Annotated in this window: 16 protein-coding genes; 3 read left to right on the forward strand and 13 right to left on the reverse strand. The window is 50.5% G+C overall.

The window, feature by feature from the left end:
* Window positions 1–64 precede the first annotated feature (64 nt).
* The 7 genes from NSP04_RS04255 to NSP04_RS04285 all read right to left on the reverse strand — a co-directional run bounded on the left by NSP04_RS04255 (window position 65) and on the right by NSP04_RS04285 (window position 7,617).
* The gene (locus NSP04_RS04255; protein ID WP_257511082.1) at window positions 65–793 is read right to left on the reverse strand and encodes an amino acid ABC transporter ATP-binding protein; all 729 of its coding nucleotides are present in this window, start codon (window positions 791–793) and stop codon (window positions 65–67) included.
* Window positions 794–805: 12 nt separating this feature from the next.
* Complete coding sequence (locus NSP04_RS04260; protein ID WP_257511083.1) at window positions 806–1,492, reverse strand: amino acid ABC transporter permease; 687 nt, start codon at window positions 1,490–1,492, stop codon at window positions 806–808.
* Entirely contained in the window at window positions 1,492–2,232 is a 741-nt protein-coding gene (locus NSP04_RS04265; protein ID WP_257511084.1) for an amino acid ABC transporter permease, read from the reverse strand. The genes NSP04_RS04260 and NSP04_RS04265 overlap by 1 nt, the downstream gene beginning before the upstream one ends.
* A 97-nt stretch (window positions 2,233–2,329) precedes the next feature.
* A complete protein-coding gene (locus NSP04_RS04270; RefSeq protein ID WP_257511085.1) occupies window positions 2,330–3,229 on the reverse strand; it encodes a transporter substrate-binding domain-containing protein in 900 nt (299 codons plus the stop codon).
* Window positions 3,230–3,305: 76 nt separating this feature from the next.
* Window positions 3,306–4,724: an aspartate ammonia-lyase gene (gene aspA, locus NSP04_RS04275; RefSeq protein ID WP_257511086.1), complete on the reverse strand. Its 1,419-nt coding sequence runs from the start codon at window positions 4,722–4,724 to the stop codon at window positions 3,306–3,308.
* A 162-nt stretch (window positions 4,725–4,886) separates the two neighbouring features.
* Entirely contained in the window at window positions 4,887–5,798 is a 912-nt protein-coding gene (locus NSP04_RS04280) for a LysR family transcriptional regulator (protein WP_257511087.1), read from the reverse strand.
* Window positions 5,779–7,617, reverse strand: a complete 1,839-nt coding sequence (locus NSP04_RS04285) for an ABCB family ABC transporter ATP-binding protein/permease (protein WP_257511088.1) — start codon at window positions 7,615–7,617, stop codon at window positions 5,779–5,781. Before NSP04_RS04285 ends, NSP04_RS04280 begins: the two co-directional genes overlap by 20 nt.
* Window positions 7,618–7,709: 92 nt before the next feature.
* Here NSP04_RS04285 and NSP04_RS04290 point away from each other — a divergent pair, with 92 nt between their 5' ends.
* Together NSP04_RS04290 and NSP04_RS04295 are read left to right on the forward strand one after the other, a co-directional pair.
* Window positions 7,710–8,525: an SDR family oxidoreductase gene (locus NSP04_RS04290; RefSeq protein ID WP_257511089.1), complete on the forward strand. Its 816-nt coding sequence runs from the start codon at window positions 7,710–7,712 to the stop codon at window positions 8,523–8,525.
* Window positions 8,526–8,593: 68 nt separating this feature from the next.
* Window positions 8,594–9,112 (forward strand): GNAT family N-acetyltransferase, encoded by a 519-nt coding sequence (locus NSP04_RS04295; protein WP_257511090.1) that lies wholly within the window; start codon window positions 8,594–8,596, stop codon window positions 9,110–9,112.
* On the opposite strand, the gene NSP04_RS04300 is transcribed toward NSP04_RS04295, so the two are convergent.
* Complete coding sequence (locus NSP04_RS04300) at window positions 9,085–9,486, reverse strand: hypothetical protein (RefSeq protein ID WP_257511091.1); 402 nt, start codon at window positions 9,484–9,486, stop codon at window positions 9,085–9,087. The two genes, NSP04_RS04295 and NSP04_RS04300, sit on opposite strands and share 28 nt — an antisense overlap.
* Window positions 9,487–9,631: 145 nt before the next feature.
* Between NSP04_RS04300 and NSP04_RS04305 the strand changes: the two genes are divergently transcribed.
* A complete protein-coding gene (locus NSP04_RS04305) occupies window positions 9,632–10,036 on the forward strand; it encodes an acyl-CoA thioesterase (protein ID WP_257511092.1) in 405 nt (134 codons plus the stop codon).
* A gap of 11 nt (window positions 10,037–10,047) precedes the next feature.
* Here NSP04_RS04305 and NSP04_RS04310 read toward each other — a convergent pair whose 3' ends face one another.
* The 5 genes from NSP04_RS04310 to NSP04_RS04330 all read right to left on the reverse strand — a co-directional run bounded on the left by NSP04_RS04310 (window position 10,048) and on the right by NSP04_RS04330 (window position 14,705).
* On the reverse strand, window positions 10,048–10,923 hold the full coding sequence (locus NSP04_RS04310) for a GntR family transcriptional regulator (RefSeq protein WP_257511093.1): 876 nt from the start codon (window positions 10,921–10,923) through the stop codon (window positions 10,048–10,050).
* 140 nt (window positions 10,924–11,063) lie between these two features.
* A complete protein-coding gene (locus tag NSP04_RS04315) occupies window positions 11,064–12,566 on the reverse strand; it encodes a tripartite tricarboxylate transporter permease (RefSeq protein ID WP_257511094.1) in 1,503 nt (500 codons plus the stop codon).
* Between the two features lie 2 nt (window positions 12,567–12,568).
* Window positions 12,569–13,021 (reverse strand): tripartite tricarboxylate transporter TctB family protein, encoded by a 453-nt coding sequence (locus NSP04_RS04320; RefSeq protein WP_257511095.1) that lies wholly within the window; start codon window positions 13,019–13,021, stop codon window positions 12,569–12,571.
* 19 nt (window positions 13,022–13,040) lie between these two features.
* Complete coding sequence (locus tag NSP04_RS04325; RefSeq protein WP_257511222.1) at window positions 13,041–13,970, reverse strand: tripartite tricarboxylate transporter substrate binding protein BugD; 930 nt, start codon at window positions 13,968–13,970, stop codon at window positions 13,041–13,043.
* 444 nt (window positions 13,971–14,414) lie between these two features.
* Window positions 14,415–14,705 carry a hypothetical protein gene (locus tag NSP04_RS04330; protein ID WP_257511096.1) on the reverse strand — a complete coding sequence of 97 codons (291 nt, stop codon included), beginning with the start codon at window positions 14,703–14,705 and terminating at the stop codon, window positions 14,415–14,417.
* Window positions 14,706–14,788 lie beyond the last annotated feature (83 nt).

Here is a 14,788-nt window from a genome sequence, read left to right on the forward strand (position 1 = left end):
TGTTTAGAGACTTGCACAATAAGATGCTACCGGAGCAATCGCCCCGGCAGCACAGAACACCGGATCAGTGACCCAGAATTTTTGACAAGAACAACTGCGCACGTTCTGAACGTGGCGTGCCAAAGAAGTCTTCCTTGGTGCAGTCTTCAACAATATTGCCTTGGTCCATGAAAATAACCCGGTCAGCCACCTTGCGAGCAAAACCCATTTCATGCGTTACGCACATCATGGTCATGCCTTCCTGGGCCAATTCAACCATCACGTCCAACACCTCGTTCACCATTTCTGGATCCAGTGCGGATGTAGGCTCATCGAAGAGCATGCAAATCGGATCCATCGACAAGGCGCGCGCAATGGCCACGCGCTGTTGCTGACCACCCGACAACTGGCCCGGGTACTTTGCGGCTTGCGCCTTCAAGCCCACACGGTCAAGCAGCCCCAATCCTTTGACTGTCGCCTCCTCTTTAGAGCGGCCCAACACTTTGATTTGCGCCAGGGTCAGGTTCTCGGTAATCGTGAGGTGCGGAAACAGCTCAAAGTTCTGAAATACCATGCCCACGCGGGAACGCAGCTTGGGCAAATCAGTGCCTTTAGCGCCTACAGAAATGCCGTCCACCATGATGGTGCCTTCCTGAAAAGGCTCCAGCATATTCACGGTTTTAATCAGTGTTGATTTGCCTGAACCTGAAGGACCACAGACCACCACCACCTCGCCTTTTTTGACCGAGGTTGTGCAATCGGTGAGCACTTTGAAACTGCCGTACCACTTACTTACTTTATTAATTTCAATCACAGTGCTCTCCTGCTATCGAATGATTTGAGTTTTCTTCTGGAGCGCCTTGACCAGCATCGACATGCTGAAACAGATCGCCAGATAAACCAGGGCCACAAAGGTGTACATCTCGACCAGAGAACTGTCACGCTGCGCAATTTTGGATGCGGCGCCCAGGAAGTCGGTCACCGACAACACGTACACCAGCGAAGTGTCTTGGAACAAAATGATGGTTTGGGTCAACAACACTGGCAACATATTGCGGAATGCCTGCGGCAACACAATTTTCGCCATGGTCAGTCGATAGTTCAGCCCCAAAGCCTGCGCTGCGGCCACTTGGCCACGAGGAATACTTTGAATACCCGCCCGCATGATTTCACAGAAAAATGCTGCTTCAAACATGATGAAGGTAATGTAGGCCGAACGGTCTGGCCCAATCTGGGGCGGCCTTTCGTAGCCCATCACAGATTGCAAAACAATCGGAACCAGAAAGTAAAACCAGAAAATCACCAGAATCAAGGGGATCGACCGCATCAGGTTCACATAACCAGCTGCAATCATCGCGAGAGGCTTGATGCTCGACAAGCGGGCCAAGGCCAGCAAAGTGCCGAAGAAAATACCGCCCAAACAAGCAACAACCGTCAGTTGAACGGTGTAACCAAGACCCTGCATCAAATAGGGCAAGGAGTCGGCAATTGCACTGAAGTCAAAGTCGTTCATTATTTACCCCCCGAAATATAACCGGGTACTGCGGTGCGTCGCTCAATCAAGGCCATCACCCTGTTCACAGTCATGGCCACAATCACATACAGCACGGTGGCAGCAATGTAAGCCTCAAAAAAGGCAAAGGTGACTTCGCCCATTTCACGGGTGCGGAATGTTAACTCGGTCAAACCGATGGTCAGGGCCACAGAGGTGTTCTTGATCAGGTTCATTGCTTCCGAGGTCATCGGTGGAATGATGATTCGATACGCCATGGGCAGCAGCACAAACCTGTAGGTTTGGGTTTCATTCAAACCCAAGGCATACCCTGCTGCACGCTGACCGCGAGACAAAGACAACACGCCCGACTTCACCTGTTCTGCAACACGTGACGCGGTGAACAATCCCAGACACACCACAGAAGCCAGAAACTGAACAAACGTAGGATCCTGCTCAATCGACCATTCTTTCAATGCGGGGATAAATTCTGGCACAACAAAATACCAGATAAAAAACTGAACAATCAGCGGGATGTTGCGAAACAGTTCCACATACGCATTGCCCAAGAAGGCCAATGGTTTGTTGGATGCAGTGCGCAAGACACCCATTAAAGAACCCACAGTGAAGGCGATTACGCCCGCAACTGCAGCAGTGGCCAGGGTCCACAGCAGGCCGGAAATCAGCATTTCCCACCACACCAAGGTTTCACCTTCCACGATCGGCTGAAAAAACAACAGCCAATTCAGGTCGCTATTCATTTTTGGACACTCCCGAGTCAATATTCTCGGCCAATACAAGGAAAAGGCCGGCTTACGTCAATTAACGCTTCGCCGGCCTGAGACTGACTAAGACGTTTTACTTAACGCCCTTGTCGTTTGGATTCGCAAATGCTTCCTTCAACAGCGGAGACATTGGGAAATTCAGGTTCACGTTCTTGGGAGGAATGTTGCTCATGAACCACTTGGTGTAAAGCTTCTCGGCTTCACCTGACTTGATCATCGCATTCACAGACTCATCCAGCAAAGCTTTGAACTGGGGATCGTCTTTGCGCAGCATGATGCCATAAGGTTCTGTACGCAGAATTTCGGGCAGGAACATGTACTCATCAGGATTTTTGCTTTGCGCGACCAAACCAGCGATCAGAATGTCGTCCATCACAAACGCTTTGGCACGGTCGTTGGCAACCAGCAAGAAACTTTCAGCGTGGTCTTTGCCGTAGATTTCCTTGAAGTTGATGTTCGTGCCTTTTTCGTTCTGCTTGATCAACTGAACAGAGGTAGTGCCTGAAGTTGTCGCGATGGGCTGACCATCCAAATCGGCCAGTGTCTTGATGCCGCTGTCTTTCTTCACGACAACTTTTACGCTGGTGATGAAAGTGCTGTTGGCGAATGAAACCTGTTCCTGACGTGCAACGGAGTTAGTTGTTGAACCACACTCCATATCAATCGTGCCGTTTTGCAACAATGGAATGCGGTTGGCGGAAGTGACTGGCTGTAGCTCAACTTTCAAATTGGGCATTTTCAATTTGGTTTTAACTGATTCCACAATCTTGTTACACATGTCCATGTGGTAACCGATTGGCTTCTGGTTGTTGTCCAGGTATGAAAATGGAACAGATGACTCACGGAAACCAACAACAATTGTCTTGGTGTCGGAGATTTTCTTCAAAGTGCCCGTGAGATCTTGGGCAACTGCGGGCTGTACAGCGGCTACACTGGCCACGGCCAACGCTGCTGCGAATAAATTCCTTTTCATTTTTGCTCCTTGAATGAAAAAATTAAGCACAAATTGTGCGTACACCCTCCGAAACGCTGAACCAAGCGAAGCGGCATTAAAGTTTTATTCTCCGGGGTCGGGTGAGAACCTCGGGCCTGAGAATTTCGTTCAACTGCTGCTCTGACAGTAAGCCTTTTTCGAGAACCAGATCAGAAACTTTTCGACCGGTTTTCAGTGCAGTTTTCGCGATCTCAGATGCTTGATCATAGCCTATGTAAGGGTTGAGTGAGGTGGCCAAACTGGCTGATTCCTCGACCCTTTGACGCAAAAGTGACTCATTTGCGGTAATCCCTAATACGCAATTCTTGGTCAAAGTTTTGCAGGCTGCTGTTAAGTGGTAAATACTTTTGAAAAGGCTCCATGCAATGATGGGTTCAAACGCATTTAATTGTAGTTGGCCGGCTTCGGCGGCCATCGTCACCGTGACATCATTGCCGATCACTTCAAATGCAACCTGGTTGACCACTTCTGGAATAACCGGATTTACCTTGCCCGGCATGATGGATGAACCTGCAGCGCGCGGCGGCAGATTAATTTCATTCAGACCAGCCTGTGGGCCAGAAGACAACAAGCGCAGGTCATTGCACATTTTTGATAATTTCACCGCAACGCGCTTGAGCACGCCGGAAAGCTGAACGAATGAGCCTGTATCCTGAGTGGCCTCGATTAAATCGGCTGCTGTAACCAAGCCCAACTGCGTAATTTCTTCCAGATAATGGCGGGCGCGCGCCGCGTATTCAGGGTCGGTGTTGATACCGGTGCCAATCGCAGTGGCACCGAGGTTAATTTCGGAAATCAGGCTGGTGGCTTCGCGCAAGCGCGCCATGTCCTCGCCGATCATGACTGAGAAAGTTGCGAACTCCTGGCCCAAGGTCATGGGTACAGCGTCTTGCAATTGCGTGCGCCCAATCTTCAGGATTTTCCTGAACTCAAAAGCCTTTTCGCCAAAAGCTTCTTTCAATTCTTCCATGGCCACCAGCAAGCCGGTGATCGCATTGATCAAACCGATTTTCACTGCTGTGGGGTAAACATCGTTGGTGCTTTGCGATGCATTCACATGCTCAATGGGGTGCACCACTTTGTAATCGCCTTTTTTACCACCCAGGATTTCGATGGCGCGATTGGCAATGACTTCATTGGCATTCATGTTCGTGGATGTACCCGCACCGCCTTGAATCACATCAACCACGAATTGATCATGAAGTTTACCCGTGCGGATTTCTTTGCAAGCTTGGGTAATGGCTTTGGCGACATCAAGCGGAATGGTGTCAAGATCGGCATTCGCTTTAGTAGCCGCCCACTTGACCGCAGCCAGGGCATTAATCAATTCGGGGGCATTGTGCAGCGGGAAACCGGTGATTTGGTAGTTGTCTAGCGCGCGGCTGGTATGGACCCCCCAATAAGCCTCGACGGGAATCTTCTTTTCACCCAGAAGGTCTTTTTCCACGCGATGCTCTGAGTGCTGCTTAACCATGCCATCCCCTGACTAATTTTGAATGAAGGCCATGCTAAATCGTTAGTGACTGGCGTTCCAATACTTAATCAGCATTAAACCATGCAAATCGCGCATATCCAAACAAACCCTAATAAGGGTTATCCACACGGGTGAAAGGGGTTCACCCCTCCTTGGATGATTTTAGTCGGGCCAGTAGTGCCAAACCAAATCGACATGATCCTGGGCGGCAGCATGATCACGGCCACGGTGAGCTCGACGGTAAAGGCGAATTTCCATGTCGGTGGAATACGGGCCTGAAATTCGACACAAATTATTTGCCGGCAAAACTGCACTTTCCGGCAACCAGGCCACGCCCAAACCAGCTTCACACATTGACTTCAAGCTTTCGGACATGTCTGTTTCAAACAAAGACTTTTTCAGGAAAAGTGGACCGGACTCAATGGCGAGGTCAGTCATTTTCGACAGATAGGCATGCTTGGAATAGGACAAGTACGGCACAGGTAGCGGCGCTAGCGGATCGAGTGAATAAAGCGCCTGCCCCGATTCATTTAAAGCGCTGTAGGGTGAAAATCGCTCGGTGCCCAGCACACGCACTTCAAATTTTGCCGGGTCAAGTTCGATGGGTTCACGGCTGTGGTGGTAGCACACCAGAAAATCGCTGGCACCGTCGGTGAAGTACAGTACAGCATCGTGTACGTTGCTGGCGGTTAGCTGAAAACTCAGGTCGGGCAAACGATCAGCCAGCTTGGTTTTTAAACTGCTTACCCAATGGGGCGCTTTGCTGCACGCCAGCGTATGCGGCACAACAAGCCGCACGGGTTGGCGGCTCTGCAGGCTGCCGCCCCGAACAATGGTTCGGGCCTGCCGAATTTGTTCAAGCATGGTGAGCGCTTGCTCGTAGAATACCTCGCCTTGAGCGCTCAACCGAGTGGGATAAGACCCGCGGTCGATCAATTCACACCCCAGCCAGCCCTCCAGGGACTGGATTCGACGCGAGAATGCGGGTTGAGTAACACACCTTAGATTGGCGGCTTTGGAGAAGTTTTTCGTTTGCGCCAGGGTGATAAAGTCTTCAAGCCATTTGGTTTCCATCGGTAGACGCGTTCGGTTGACTGTGCTGTTGAATCAGCCACATTCGTGCGTATTCACCATTTTTGTCAAGTAGTGATTCATGGCTGCCGCTTTCAACCACCTCACCATGATTAATCACTAAAATTTGATTCGCATGAACCACTGTGCTTAAACGGTGGGCAATGATCAAGGTGGTTCTATTGCGGGAAAGCATTTGCAGCTCTTGTTGAATGGCCCGCTCTGACCTTGAGTCGAGCGCCGAAGTGGCTTCATCAAAAATCAGAATCGCCGGGTTTTTCAGGATGGTTCGGGCTATTGCCACGCGTTGTTTTTCGCCGCCAGAAAGCTTTAAGCCACGCTCACCCACCTGGGTTTTGTAACCATCGGGCTGGTTCACAATGAACTCGTGAATATGCGCCGCTTTCGCTGCTGATTCGATTTCCGCCTGCGTGGCATCAGGCCGGCCATAGGCAATGTTGTAAGCAATGGTGTCGTTAAACAACACGGTGTCTTGCGGCACAATGCCAATGTTTTTGCGAAGCGAAGTTTGGGCCACGTCGCGAATGTCTTGCCCGTCGATTAATATCGCGCCATCCGTGACTTCATAAAACCGATACAACAACCGCGACAAAGTTGATTTGCCTGCCCCGCTGTGACCCACCACGGCCACGGTGTGCCCTGCAGGCACGCTGAACGACATGTTCTTCAACACCATGCGGCGTTCATCGTAGGCAAAGTTCACGTTGCGAAACTCGATGGCGCCGCCGTCGACCAGCAAAGCGGGCGCATCGGGTTTGTCTTTGACCTCAAGGTCTTCGTCCATCAAACCAAACATGCGTTCAATGTCAGCCAGGCTTTGTTTGATTTCACGGTAAATAACCCCCAAAAAATTCAGAGGAATGTACAGCTGAATCATGAAGGCGTTCACCAACACCAAATCACCCAGGGTCATGGAGCCATCGAGCACCCCGGCTGTGGCACGCCACAGAACCAAGGTGACTGCAATCGCAATGATTGCGCTTTGCCCGGTATTCAGTAGCGTGAGCGACTTTTGCGAACGAATGGCCGCTTCTTGCCAGGCAGCCATGCTTTTGTTGTAACGCTGCGACTCGAAAGTTTCGTTGCCAAAGTACTTTACCGTTTCGTAGTTGATCAGCGAATCGACTGCACGCACATTGGCTTTGGAATCCAGGTCGTTCATGGTGCGGCGAAAGTGCAGTCGCCACTCCGTAATTTTTACAGTGAAGAAGATGTACAAGGTCAGTGCCACCGCCGTGATGGCCGAAAACCAGATGTCGTAATTGATGAACAGGTAACCCACCACCAACACGATTTCGATCAGCGTGGGCAAAATGCTGTACAGGGTGTAGCTGACCAGGCTTGAAATAGAGCGCGAACCGCGCTCTATGTCACGAGTAACCCCACCGGTTTGGCGGTTCAGGTGGAAGCGAAGCGACAAGGCGTGCAAGTAATCAAACACTTGAATGGCAATAGCGCGAACCGCATTTTGGGTAACGCGGGCGAACAGGAATTCACGAAGCTCAGTAAATACAGTGGTCGAAAGCCGCAAGGCACCATAGGCCACCAGCAAGGCGATTGGCATGGAAGCGGCTGCCAGCAGTGCGTTGCTTTGCAACAGCGGCGTAAGATCGTCGATGATTTCCTTGAGCACCAAGGGCACGCCCATATTGGCCACTTTGGCCAACACCAGGCAGGCAATGGCAAACATCACCCGCCATTTGTATTCCCACAAATACGGCAAGAGTTGGGCAATGGTGCCCCAGTCGCTTCGTTTTCGGGGTCTTGGCGGAGCGGATTCCACCGGTACTGTTCTGCGCATGCGATACTTCTCGGTACAAAAAAAGAGGCGATGGGCAATGCTACCACCCGCCTTGTCATACAAGTTGCACACCAAGCAGGAGACAAAAGCAAATGACAAGTATTCAAAATAAAGTGATTGTAATCACGGGTTCATCCGAAGGGATTGGCGCAGCATTGGCCATTAAGCTGGCACCCGGTAACAAATTGGTGCTAGCTGCACGCCGCATTGAAAAACTGCAGGAAGTGGCCAAACAAGTGGAAGCTGCGGGCGGCAAGGCCCATTGCGTAGCCTGCGACGTAATGGACCAAGCGCAATGCGAAAACCTGGTTGAGGAATCGGTAAAAGCCTTCGGTGGCATCGACATGATTGTCAACAACGCTGGCGTTTCAATGCACGCCTGGTTTGAAGACATCACCGACCTGGGCACTTTCGAGCGCCTGTTCCGCGTGAACGTGATGAGCATGGTCTGGATTACCCACAAGGCGCTGCCCCACATCAAAAAAGCAAAAGGATTGATCGTTGGGGTTTCCAGCCTGGCAGGCAAAACCGGTGTGCCTGCACGCACCACCTACTGCACCAGCAAATTCGCGATGAGCGGTTTTATGGAAGCCTTGCGCATTGAACTGATGGGCACGGGTGTGGATGTGTGCGCCATCTTCCCTGGTGTGGTGGATACCGAAATTCGCCGCAACGGATTGAACCCCAACGGGGAGCGGGCTGGTTTTTCCGGACTACGCGAAAAAGGCGCAATGACTGTTGAACAGTGTGTGAATGAAATTGTGGACGCCATGACCGAGCGCAAGCGTGAATGGGTGATGACCGCCAAAGGTCGTTTGGGCTTAAAGCTGAAACCGTTTGTACCGGCTGTGATCGACAAAATGGCCAAAGACGCGCTGGATGACGAACACGGCGGTAAAAAAAGCTGAACGAAGCTTGATCGGAACCTTCATGCTCACTGAAACAACTCAATGAAAATTACTGTTGCAAAGTGAGCATGACCTACGAACGGCTTGAATTCAGGATAGATGCCACAGATGTTGGAATTTTGCGCCGCCTGCGCAGGGTTACGGCCTGGGTGCAGAATGAACAGGAACATCAATTCTGGTGCAGCAACGAATTTCCGCTGGGGCATCATTTCATCAGCTTCGGCAATGTGATGAAACCGGTTGAATGCCACACGCTCTACGCCGAAGGCGTGGCAGCCGCCTACTTTGAACTTCACTTCAATTCCGAGGGTTGGGTACTTGCCAGAAACATTGTTCACCCCGCGTACCGAGGGCAAGGCCTGAGTGCAGCCATCATGCAGTTCAGCCTTGAACAAGCGTTCAAAAGAACACACACAATCAACCTATTTCGGTCTGAAAACAACAAGATTGCGGAAAGGCTGCACCATAAATTCGGGTTTCAAACGGTGACGACATATCCCGATTTGAAATTGCTGAAATGCACCCTAAGCAAAGAAGCATATGTCGGCATGCAAACGCCTCAGGCATTAAACAACACCACAGCCTGAACGATTGCTCCGATCACAAGCAAAGCAACCACGACACCCAGCACGGTGACCGCCTTGCGATTGGCTTCGATTTGCGCGACCAATTGAGCGTTTTGACTGGCCAGTTCTTTGATCACTTCGGCGGACTGAACCACCTGTGTTTGTAAGTCATCAATGCGGGCTTGAGCCTCCTGCAATTGATGCTCGAACTGGCCGAACACATTGCCATCACCAGGCAAAACAACGCCACTTATTTCGTTGCCAGCGCCATCCAACGATTTCTTTTTTGAAACAGAGTTCCACAACTTGACCGCACCGTCAGCCACTTTGGGCGCATTTTTAATCACCTCGCCCCAAGGTACCATTTGCAAGACTGCAACCCAACCTACCGCCATAACGACCTCGCTTTGTGTGTCCGTTGATTTGCCATTATCGCCCTTTTCAAGCCTGAGCATTGGTGGCAGGTATCTAGAATGAAATGCGGACTCTAGAGGGTCAGCGTTACAATCGGGTTTCAAACAATAAAATCCTCACTAATCCATGACCACCACAAAACCTATACTTTTGCCTGTTGACCGCGAACCTGTCATTCGAGTGATCCCCATGCCACGCGACTCCAACGCATCGGGCGACGTGTTTGGCGGCTGGATTATGGCGCAGGTTGACCTGGCGGGTTCGGTACCTGCCACAGCCCATGCGAAAGGCCGGATTGTCACTGTGGCGGTCAACGAATTTGTTTTCAAAGAACCCGTATTTGTGGGCGACCTGTGCAGCTTTTATGCTGAGGTGGTGAAGGTGGGTCGAACTTCCATGCAAATTTATGTGGAAGTGTTTGCCCAACGTCGATTGAAGCCTGATGATGTGGCCAAGGTGACAGAGGCTTATATCACCTATGTGGCCGTGGACGAGAACCGCAATTCCCGCCCGGTCGAACCTTTGAAATAACTGGCTATGCGTTAGAAATGAGTCATGTCTTGTTGATGCATTTCAAACGCAAACTCGACCTCATTCACATGCTGCCAGGAACTTTGCCCTTTGGCCTGCTTGCGAGACAACTCAATTCTGTAGTCGTATCGATCGGGCCGGTAGAGACCTTTCAAGACCTGAACAGGCCTGCCATTTTCATCGTACGCTACGCGGGAAATGGCCAACAATGGTGCACCCACTGGCACGCCCAAGGCATATGCCACTGAAGCATCCGCCAATCGCGCAGAGATGGTTTGGCGGGCCTTGGCCACTTTCACGCCTGCTTCTTCAAGCAACACTAGAATAGGAAATTCACGCAAGCGGCGCCGGCAAATTCTTCCAGACAAGTCTTGAGGAATGAAGCTGGTCAAATGGGCCACGGGCTGACCATCCAACTGACGAATTCTAATGAGTTTTTCAACAATGGCATCGCTTGGCAAATGCAGCAGGGTTGCGATGTCAGGCGGAGGAAGAATACGCTTGGAGGTGATCAACTGCAGATCCGAGGAATCGCCACTGGCTTGAAGGCGCATGGCCGATGCACTCAGTAACTGACTTTGCCCCAACGATGAATTGCGTGATTCGGTGCGCGGTTTTACAAAAGTACCCTTTCCACGGCCACGCGCCACCAGACCCTCTTTGACCAGATCTTGCAAAGCACGGCGCATGGTAACGCGTGACACATTGAACTGTTCGGCCAACACCAGTTCACCGGGAAGGGGCTTGGTGTCGTAATGGCCCTCAATGATGCGTTCACGCAAAATCAGGTAAATTTGATGGTAAAGGGGAACCACCTGATTCGGGTCTAACTTGCTATCACCGAAGTTGGTGTCGTTTTGCGATGTGGAGGAAAACTGACTGTCCATGCCTACTGTCCATTTGCTGCTGAGCTACTTCCCGAATAATACAACACAATGCAACACAATTCATACCGAATAAGAGACGCCAAAATAAAGGGCCACTGAAGCGCTTGCTCCAGTGGCCCAAATTGAATACCAAGCTGCTTTTATTCTTCCTGGAATGCCTCTTCACGTTTTTTGCGAATCGACGGCAGGAAAACCACGATCAGGGCCAATACCGCAATAGCCAACATGGTTGCGCTGATGGGTCTTGTCAAGAACACTGTTGCATCGCCACGTGAAAGCAGCAGCGCCCTACGCAGATACTCTTCCATCATTGGACCAAGAATGAAGCCAAGCAACAAGGGCGCTGGTTCACACTTCAGTTTTGCAAAAATGTAGCCAAGCACGCCGAAACCTGCGAGCAAATAGATATCAAACACTTTGTTGGACAAACTGAAAGCGCCGATACAGCAGAACACCAGGATCGCTGGATACAGGAAATGATAGGGCACGGAGATCATTTTTACCCAGATCCCGATCAATGGCAGATTCAGCACAATCAGGAACAGGTTACCGATCCACATGGACACGATAATGCCCCAGAACAAGGCGGGCTGTTCGGTCATGACAGCTGGGCCAGGTGTAATACCCTGAATAATCATGGCGCCGATCATCAAGGCCATAACCGGATTCGAAGGAATACCCAAGGTAAGCAATGGAATGAACGAGGTTTGCGCACCGGCATTGTTTGCGGACTCGGGTCCGGCAACGCCTTCGATGGCACCCTTGCCAAAAGCGTCAGGTGTCTTTGAGATTTTTTTCTCAATGGAGTAAGACGCAAATGATGCCAGCATGGCACCGCCACCGGGCAAAATACCTAGAACCGAACCCAAGCCTGTGCCCCGAACGATTGGCCAAGCCATTCGCTTGAAATCTTCTTTGGAAGGCATCAAACCCTGCACTTTGGCCACCATGGCAGAGCGCAAGTGTTCTTCTTCAAGATTTTTGATGATTTCGCCCAAACCAAACATACCCATAGCGAGGATCACGAAGTTGATACCCTCGGCCATGTACGGAGTCTCGAATGTGTAACGCTCCAGGCCGGAATTCACATCGGTGCCCGCCATGCCCAGAAGCAAACCCAGCACAATCATCCCGAAGGCCTGAAGAAGTGAACCGCTGGCCAGCACCACGGACGCCACCAAACCCACCACCATTAGCGAAAAGTATTCGGCGGCACCGAACTGCAGTGCGATATCGGCCAAAGGTGGCGCGAACAAAGCCAGCAAGACAGTTGCAAAAGTACCTGCAACGAAAGACCCAATCGCAGCGGTGGCAAGTGCCTTGCCCGCCTTGCCCTGCTTGGCCATTTGATAACCATCCAAGGCGGTTACCACTGACGAAGATTCGCCAGGCAAGTTCACCAAAATCGCCGTAGTTGACCCCCCATATTGCGCACCATAATAAATACCGGACAACATGATGAGCGAAGACACTGGTGGCAAGCCAAAAGTGATGGGCAACAACATCGCGATGGTTGCTGTTGGCCCCAAGCCAGGCAACACACCAATGGCGGTACCTAGAAATACACCAACCAAGCAAAACAGCAGATTATTAATCGTGAATGCTGTTTCAAGCCCGATGGATAAATTAGCAAGAAGTTCCATGTTTACATTCCAAACCAAGACCCAAAGATGGGCAACGGAACACCCAAACCTTTAACAAACAACAGGCTGCAGAAAATTGCAGATCCAAATGCGATACCCAGGGTGAACTTCCAGTTAAAAAATTTGCTGGCTGCCGCGGAAATAATAAATACGAGCATCACAGCGATTGCAAACCCAGCGCCTTCAACCACCAATGCGAACACCACAATCGAAATTGTGACGTACAAAATTTTCGAAAATGCAAATCCCTGCAAAGGCTCGCCATGCACAATGAATGACCGAATCAATGAAACAGCGCCAATAAAAATCAATAAGCTGCTCAATACTTTGGGGAAATAACCGGGACCCATGCTGACGGCGGTACCCATTTCATAATCTGCGGCCATGTACAAAGCTGCTGCACCGATAGTCAGGTACAGCAGCCCGGCCCAAAAGTCTCTTAAATCTTTTGGCATTTTTTATCTCGGTTTTCGATTAATCAGCGTACTGACCAGCTTTGTCGATAATTGGCTTCCAGCGAGCAATTTCGGAATCCAGGTGCTTGCGGTGTGCAGCTGGCGTGGCCAATTCAGCTGAAACAGGTTCTGTACCCAGCTCTGCAAAACGTGCAATCACGGATGGGTCTTTCAACGCCACATTCAGCGCCTTGTTCAAGCGGTCGATGATTGGCTTGGGTGTACCTTTGGGGGCGTACAAACCGTGCCAAACACCGACTTCGAAACCTGGCAGACCAGCCTTGTCCAGAGTTGGCAAGTCTGGCAATGAGCCCACAGGCTTCTTGGTTGTTACAGCGTAGCCCTTGATTTTCCCGCCTTTGATCTGGCTGGTGGTGTTGGTGGTCTGGTCACACATGAAGTCAACTTGTCCACCCAACAGGTCATTCATCGCAGGGCCAGTACCTTTGTAAGGCACAGTGATCAGGTCGATGCCCACTGCTGTCTGGAACAACATGCCACACAGGTGGGATGCTGAACCCACACCGGCATTGGCGTAAGTAACCTTGTCTTTGTTGGCTTTGATGTAGGCCAGGAATTCCTGCATGTTCTTGGCGGGCATGTTGCCACGTGCAACGATGGTCATCGGAACGTCGGTGACCAAACCGATTGTTTCGAAATCGGAAGATGCATTGTAGGACAACTTGCGATACAGGGAAGGCGCTGTAGATTGGCCAATGTGGTGCAAGAAAATGTTGTAACCGTCTGGGGTTGCGCGAGCTGCCTTGGCCGCGGCCAAAGTACCACCTGCACCACCCAGGTTTTCAACAATCACTTGCTGACCGAGTTCTTTGGTCATGGACTGGGCAATCAAACGACCAACTGTGTCGGTGGGGCCACCTGCTGCAAATGGAATCAGCATTGTCACTACTTTGGATGGATAGGCATCATTGGCCTGCGCTGCACCCATTAAGCCCAACAGGGCCACTGCCAAAACGGATTTAATCGATTTCTTCACGGAATTCTCCTTGCGATTGGTATCGGATTGCCTATTGCGAATGCTGTTCTTTTTATTGCATTTTCCACACAAAACTGAGTGGGTGAACGGAGTATCAGCATGAGGCGAATGAGCAGCAATTGTGGTTTTCCATATACGCAGAAACCGCAGCCACGAAGAATCTTTACCGAATTCGCACTAAAAACCGCGAGTTAAAAAACAAGACTCACTCAACTAATTTATATAAAGAAACGATTAATCTACCAAACCTCGAATTCAAGAGATCTTTCTATTTAATTAGTTAATTTATCGATATCAAATAAATAACTATTTCTCAAGAAAAAAAAATCGCTCGACAGAGTATGCGCAACCAGGCTGCAACATGAAATACCTGCAATTAATATTCAATCTGGAGTTTTATTTGTTTGTCGATTGAGTGTCTAACCAATCGGACAACGCCACGGCAACCATTTGATTGATCCCGCCGTCATGATTCATCGCGTGATCACGCAAGCGGTTTACCAACTCTGCAGGCAAGCGATAATTGACCGGCACCAGTTTACTGGCAGGAATTTCAGCTGCGCGTTCGCGTTTGCTTGAAGTGGATTTGGAAGATTGACCAAATCGGTCAGGAAGACTTTCAGACTTTAGCGAGCCGTCAAGTTTTTTGGCCATGTTTTTGGCCATGTCTGTGGATTTGAGCGCCATGGAATTCCTTTGGGAGGGTGCGGTTCGGGAGCGAAGTATAGCGCCAAACAGCGCCCCCGAGTAAACAGACTTAACGTAGGATA

Origin of the sequence: Limnobacter parvus (genome assembly GCF_024623725.1) — a bacterium.
Taxonomy (GTDB): Bacteria; Pseudomonadota; Gammaproteobacteria; order Burkholderiales; family Burkholderiaceae_B; genus Limnobacter; species Limnobacter parvus.

Bases quoted from the DNA above. Each gene is read 5' to 3' on its own strand.
- NSP04_RS04260 (WP_257511083.1), bottom strand. From the start codon at position 1,492: ATGAACGACTTTGACTTCAGTGCAATTGCCGACTCCTTGCCCTATTTG.
- NSP04_RS04265 (WP_257511084.1), bottom strand. From the start codon at position 2,232: ATGAATAGCGACCTGAATTGGCTGTTGTTTTTTCAGCCGATCGTGGAA.
- NSP04_RS04270 (WP_257511085.1), bottom strand. From the start codon at position 3,229: ATGAAAAGGAATTTATTCGCAGCAGCGTTGGCCGTGGCCAGTGTAGCC.
- aspA (WP_257511086.1), bottom strand. From the start codon at position 4,724: ATGGTTAAGCAGCACTCAGAGCATCGCGTGGAAAAAGACCTTCTGGGT.
- NSP04_RS04280 (WP_257511087.1), bottom strand. From the start codon at position 5,798: ATGGAAACCAAATGGCTTGAAGACTTTATCACCCTGGCGCAAACGAAA.
- NSP04_RS04285 (WP_257511088.1), bottom strand. From the start codon at position 7,617: ATGCGCAGAACAGTACCGGTGGAATCCGCTCCGCCAAGACCCCGAAAA.
- NSP04_RS04290 (WP_257511089.1), top strand. From the start codon at position 7,710: ATGACAAGTATTCAAAATAAAGTGATTGTAATCACGGGTTCATCCGAA.
- NSP04_RS04295 (WP_257511090.1), top strand. From the start codon at position 8,594: ATGACCTACGAACGGCTTGAATTCAGGATAGATGCCACAGATGTTGGA.
- NSP04_RS04300 (WP_257511091.1), bottom strand. From the start codon at position 9,486: ATGGCGGTAGGTTGGGTTGCAGTCTTGCAAATGGTACCTTGGGGCGAG.
- NSP04_RS04305 (WP_257511092.1), top strand. From the start codon at position 9,632: ATGACCACCACAAAACCTATACTTTTGCCTGTTGACCGCGAACCTGTC.
- NSP04_RS04310 (WP_257511093.1), bottom strand. From the start codon at position 10,923: ATGGACAGTCAGTTTTCCTCCACATCGCAAAACGACACCAACTTCGGT.
- NSP04_RS04315 (WP_257511094.1), bottom strand. From the start codon at position 12,566: ATGGAACTTCTTGCTAATTTATCCATCGGGCTTGAAACAGCATTCACG.
- NSP04_RS04320 (WP_257511095.1), bottom strand. From the start codon at position 13,021: ATGCCAAAAGATTTAAGAGACTTTTGGGCCGGGCTGCTGTACCTGACT.
- NSP04_RS04325 (WP_257511222.1), bottom strand. From the start codon at position 13,970: ATGGGTGCAGCGCAGGCCAATGATGCCTATCCATCCAAAGTAGTGACA.
- NSP04_RS04330 (WP_257511096.1), bottom strand. From the start codon at position 14,705: ATGGCGCTCAAATCCACAGACATGGCCAAAAACATGGCCAAAAAACTT.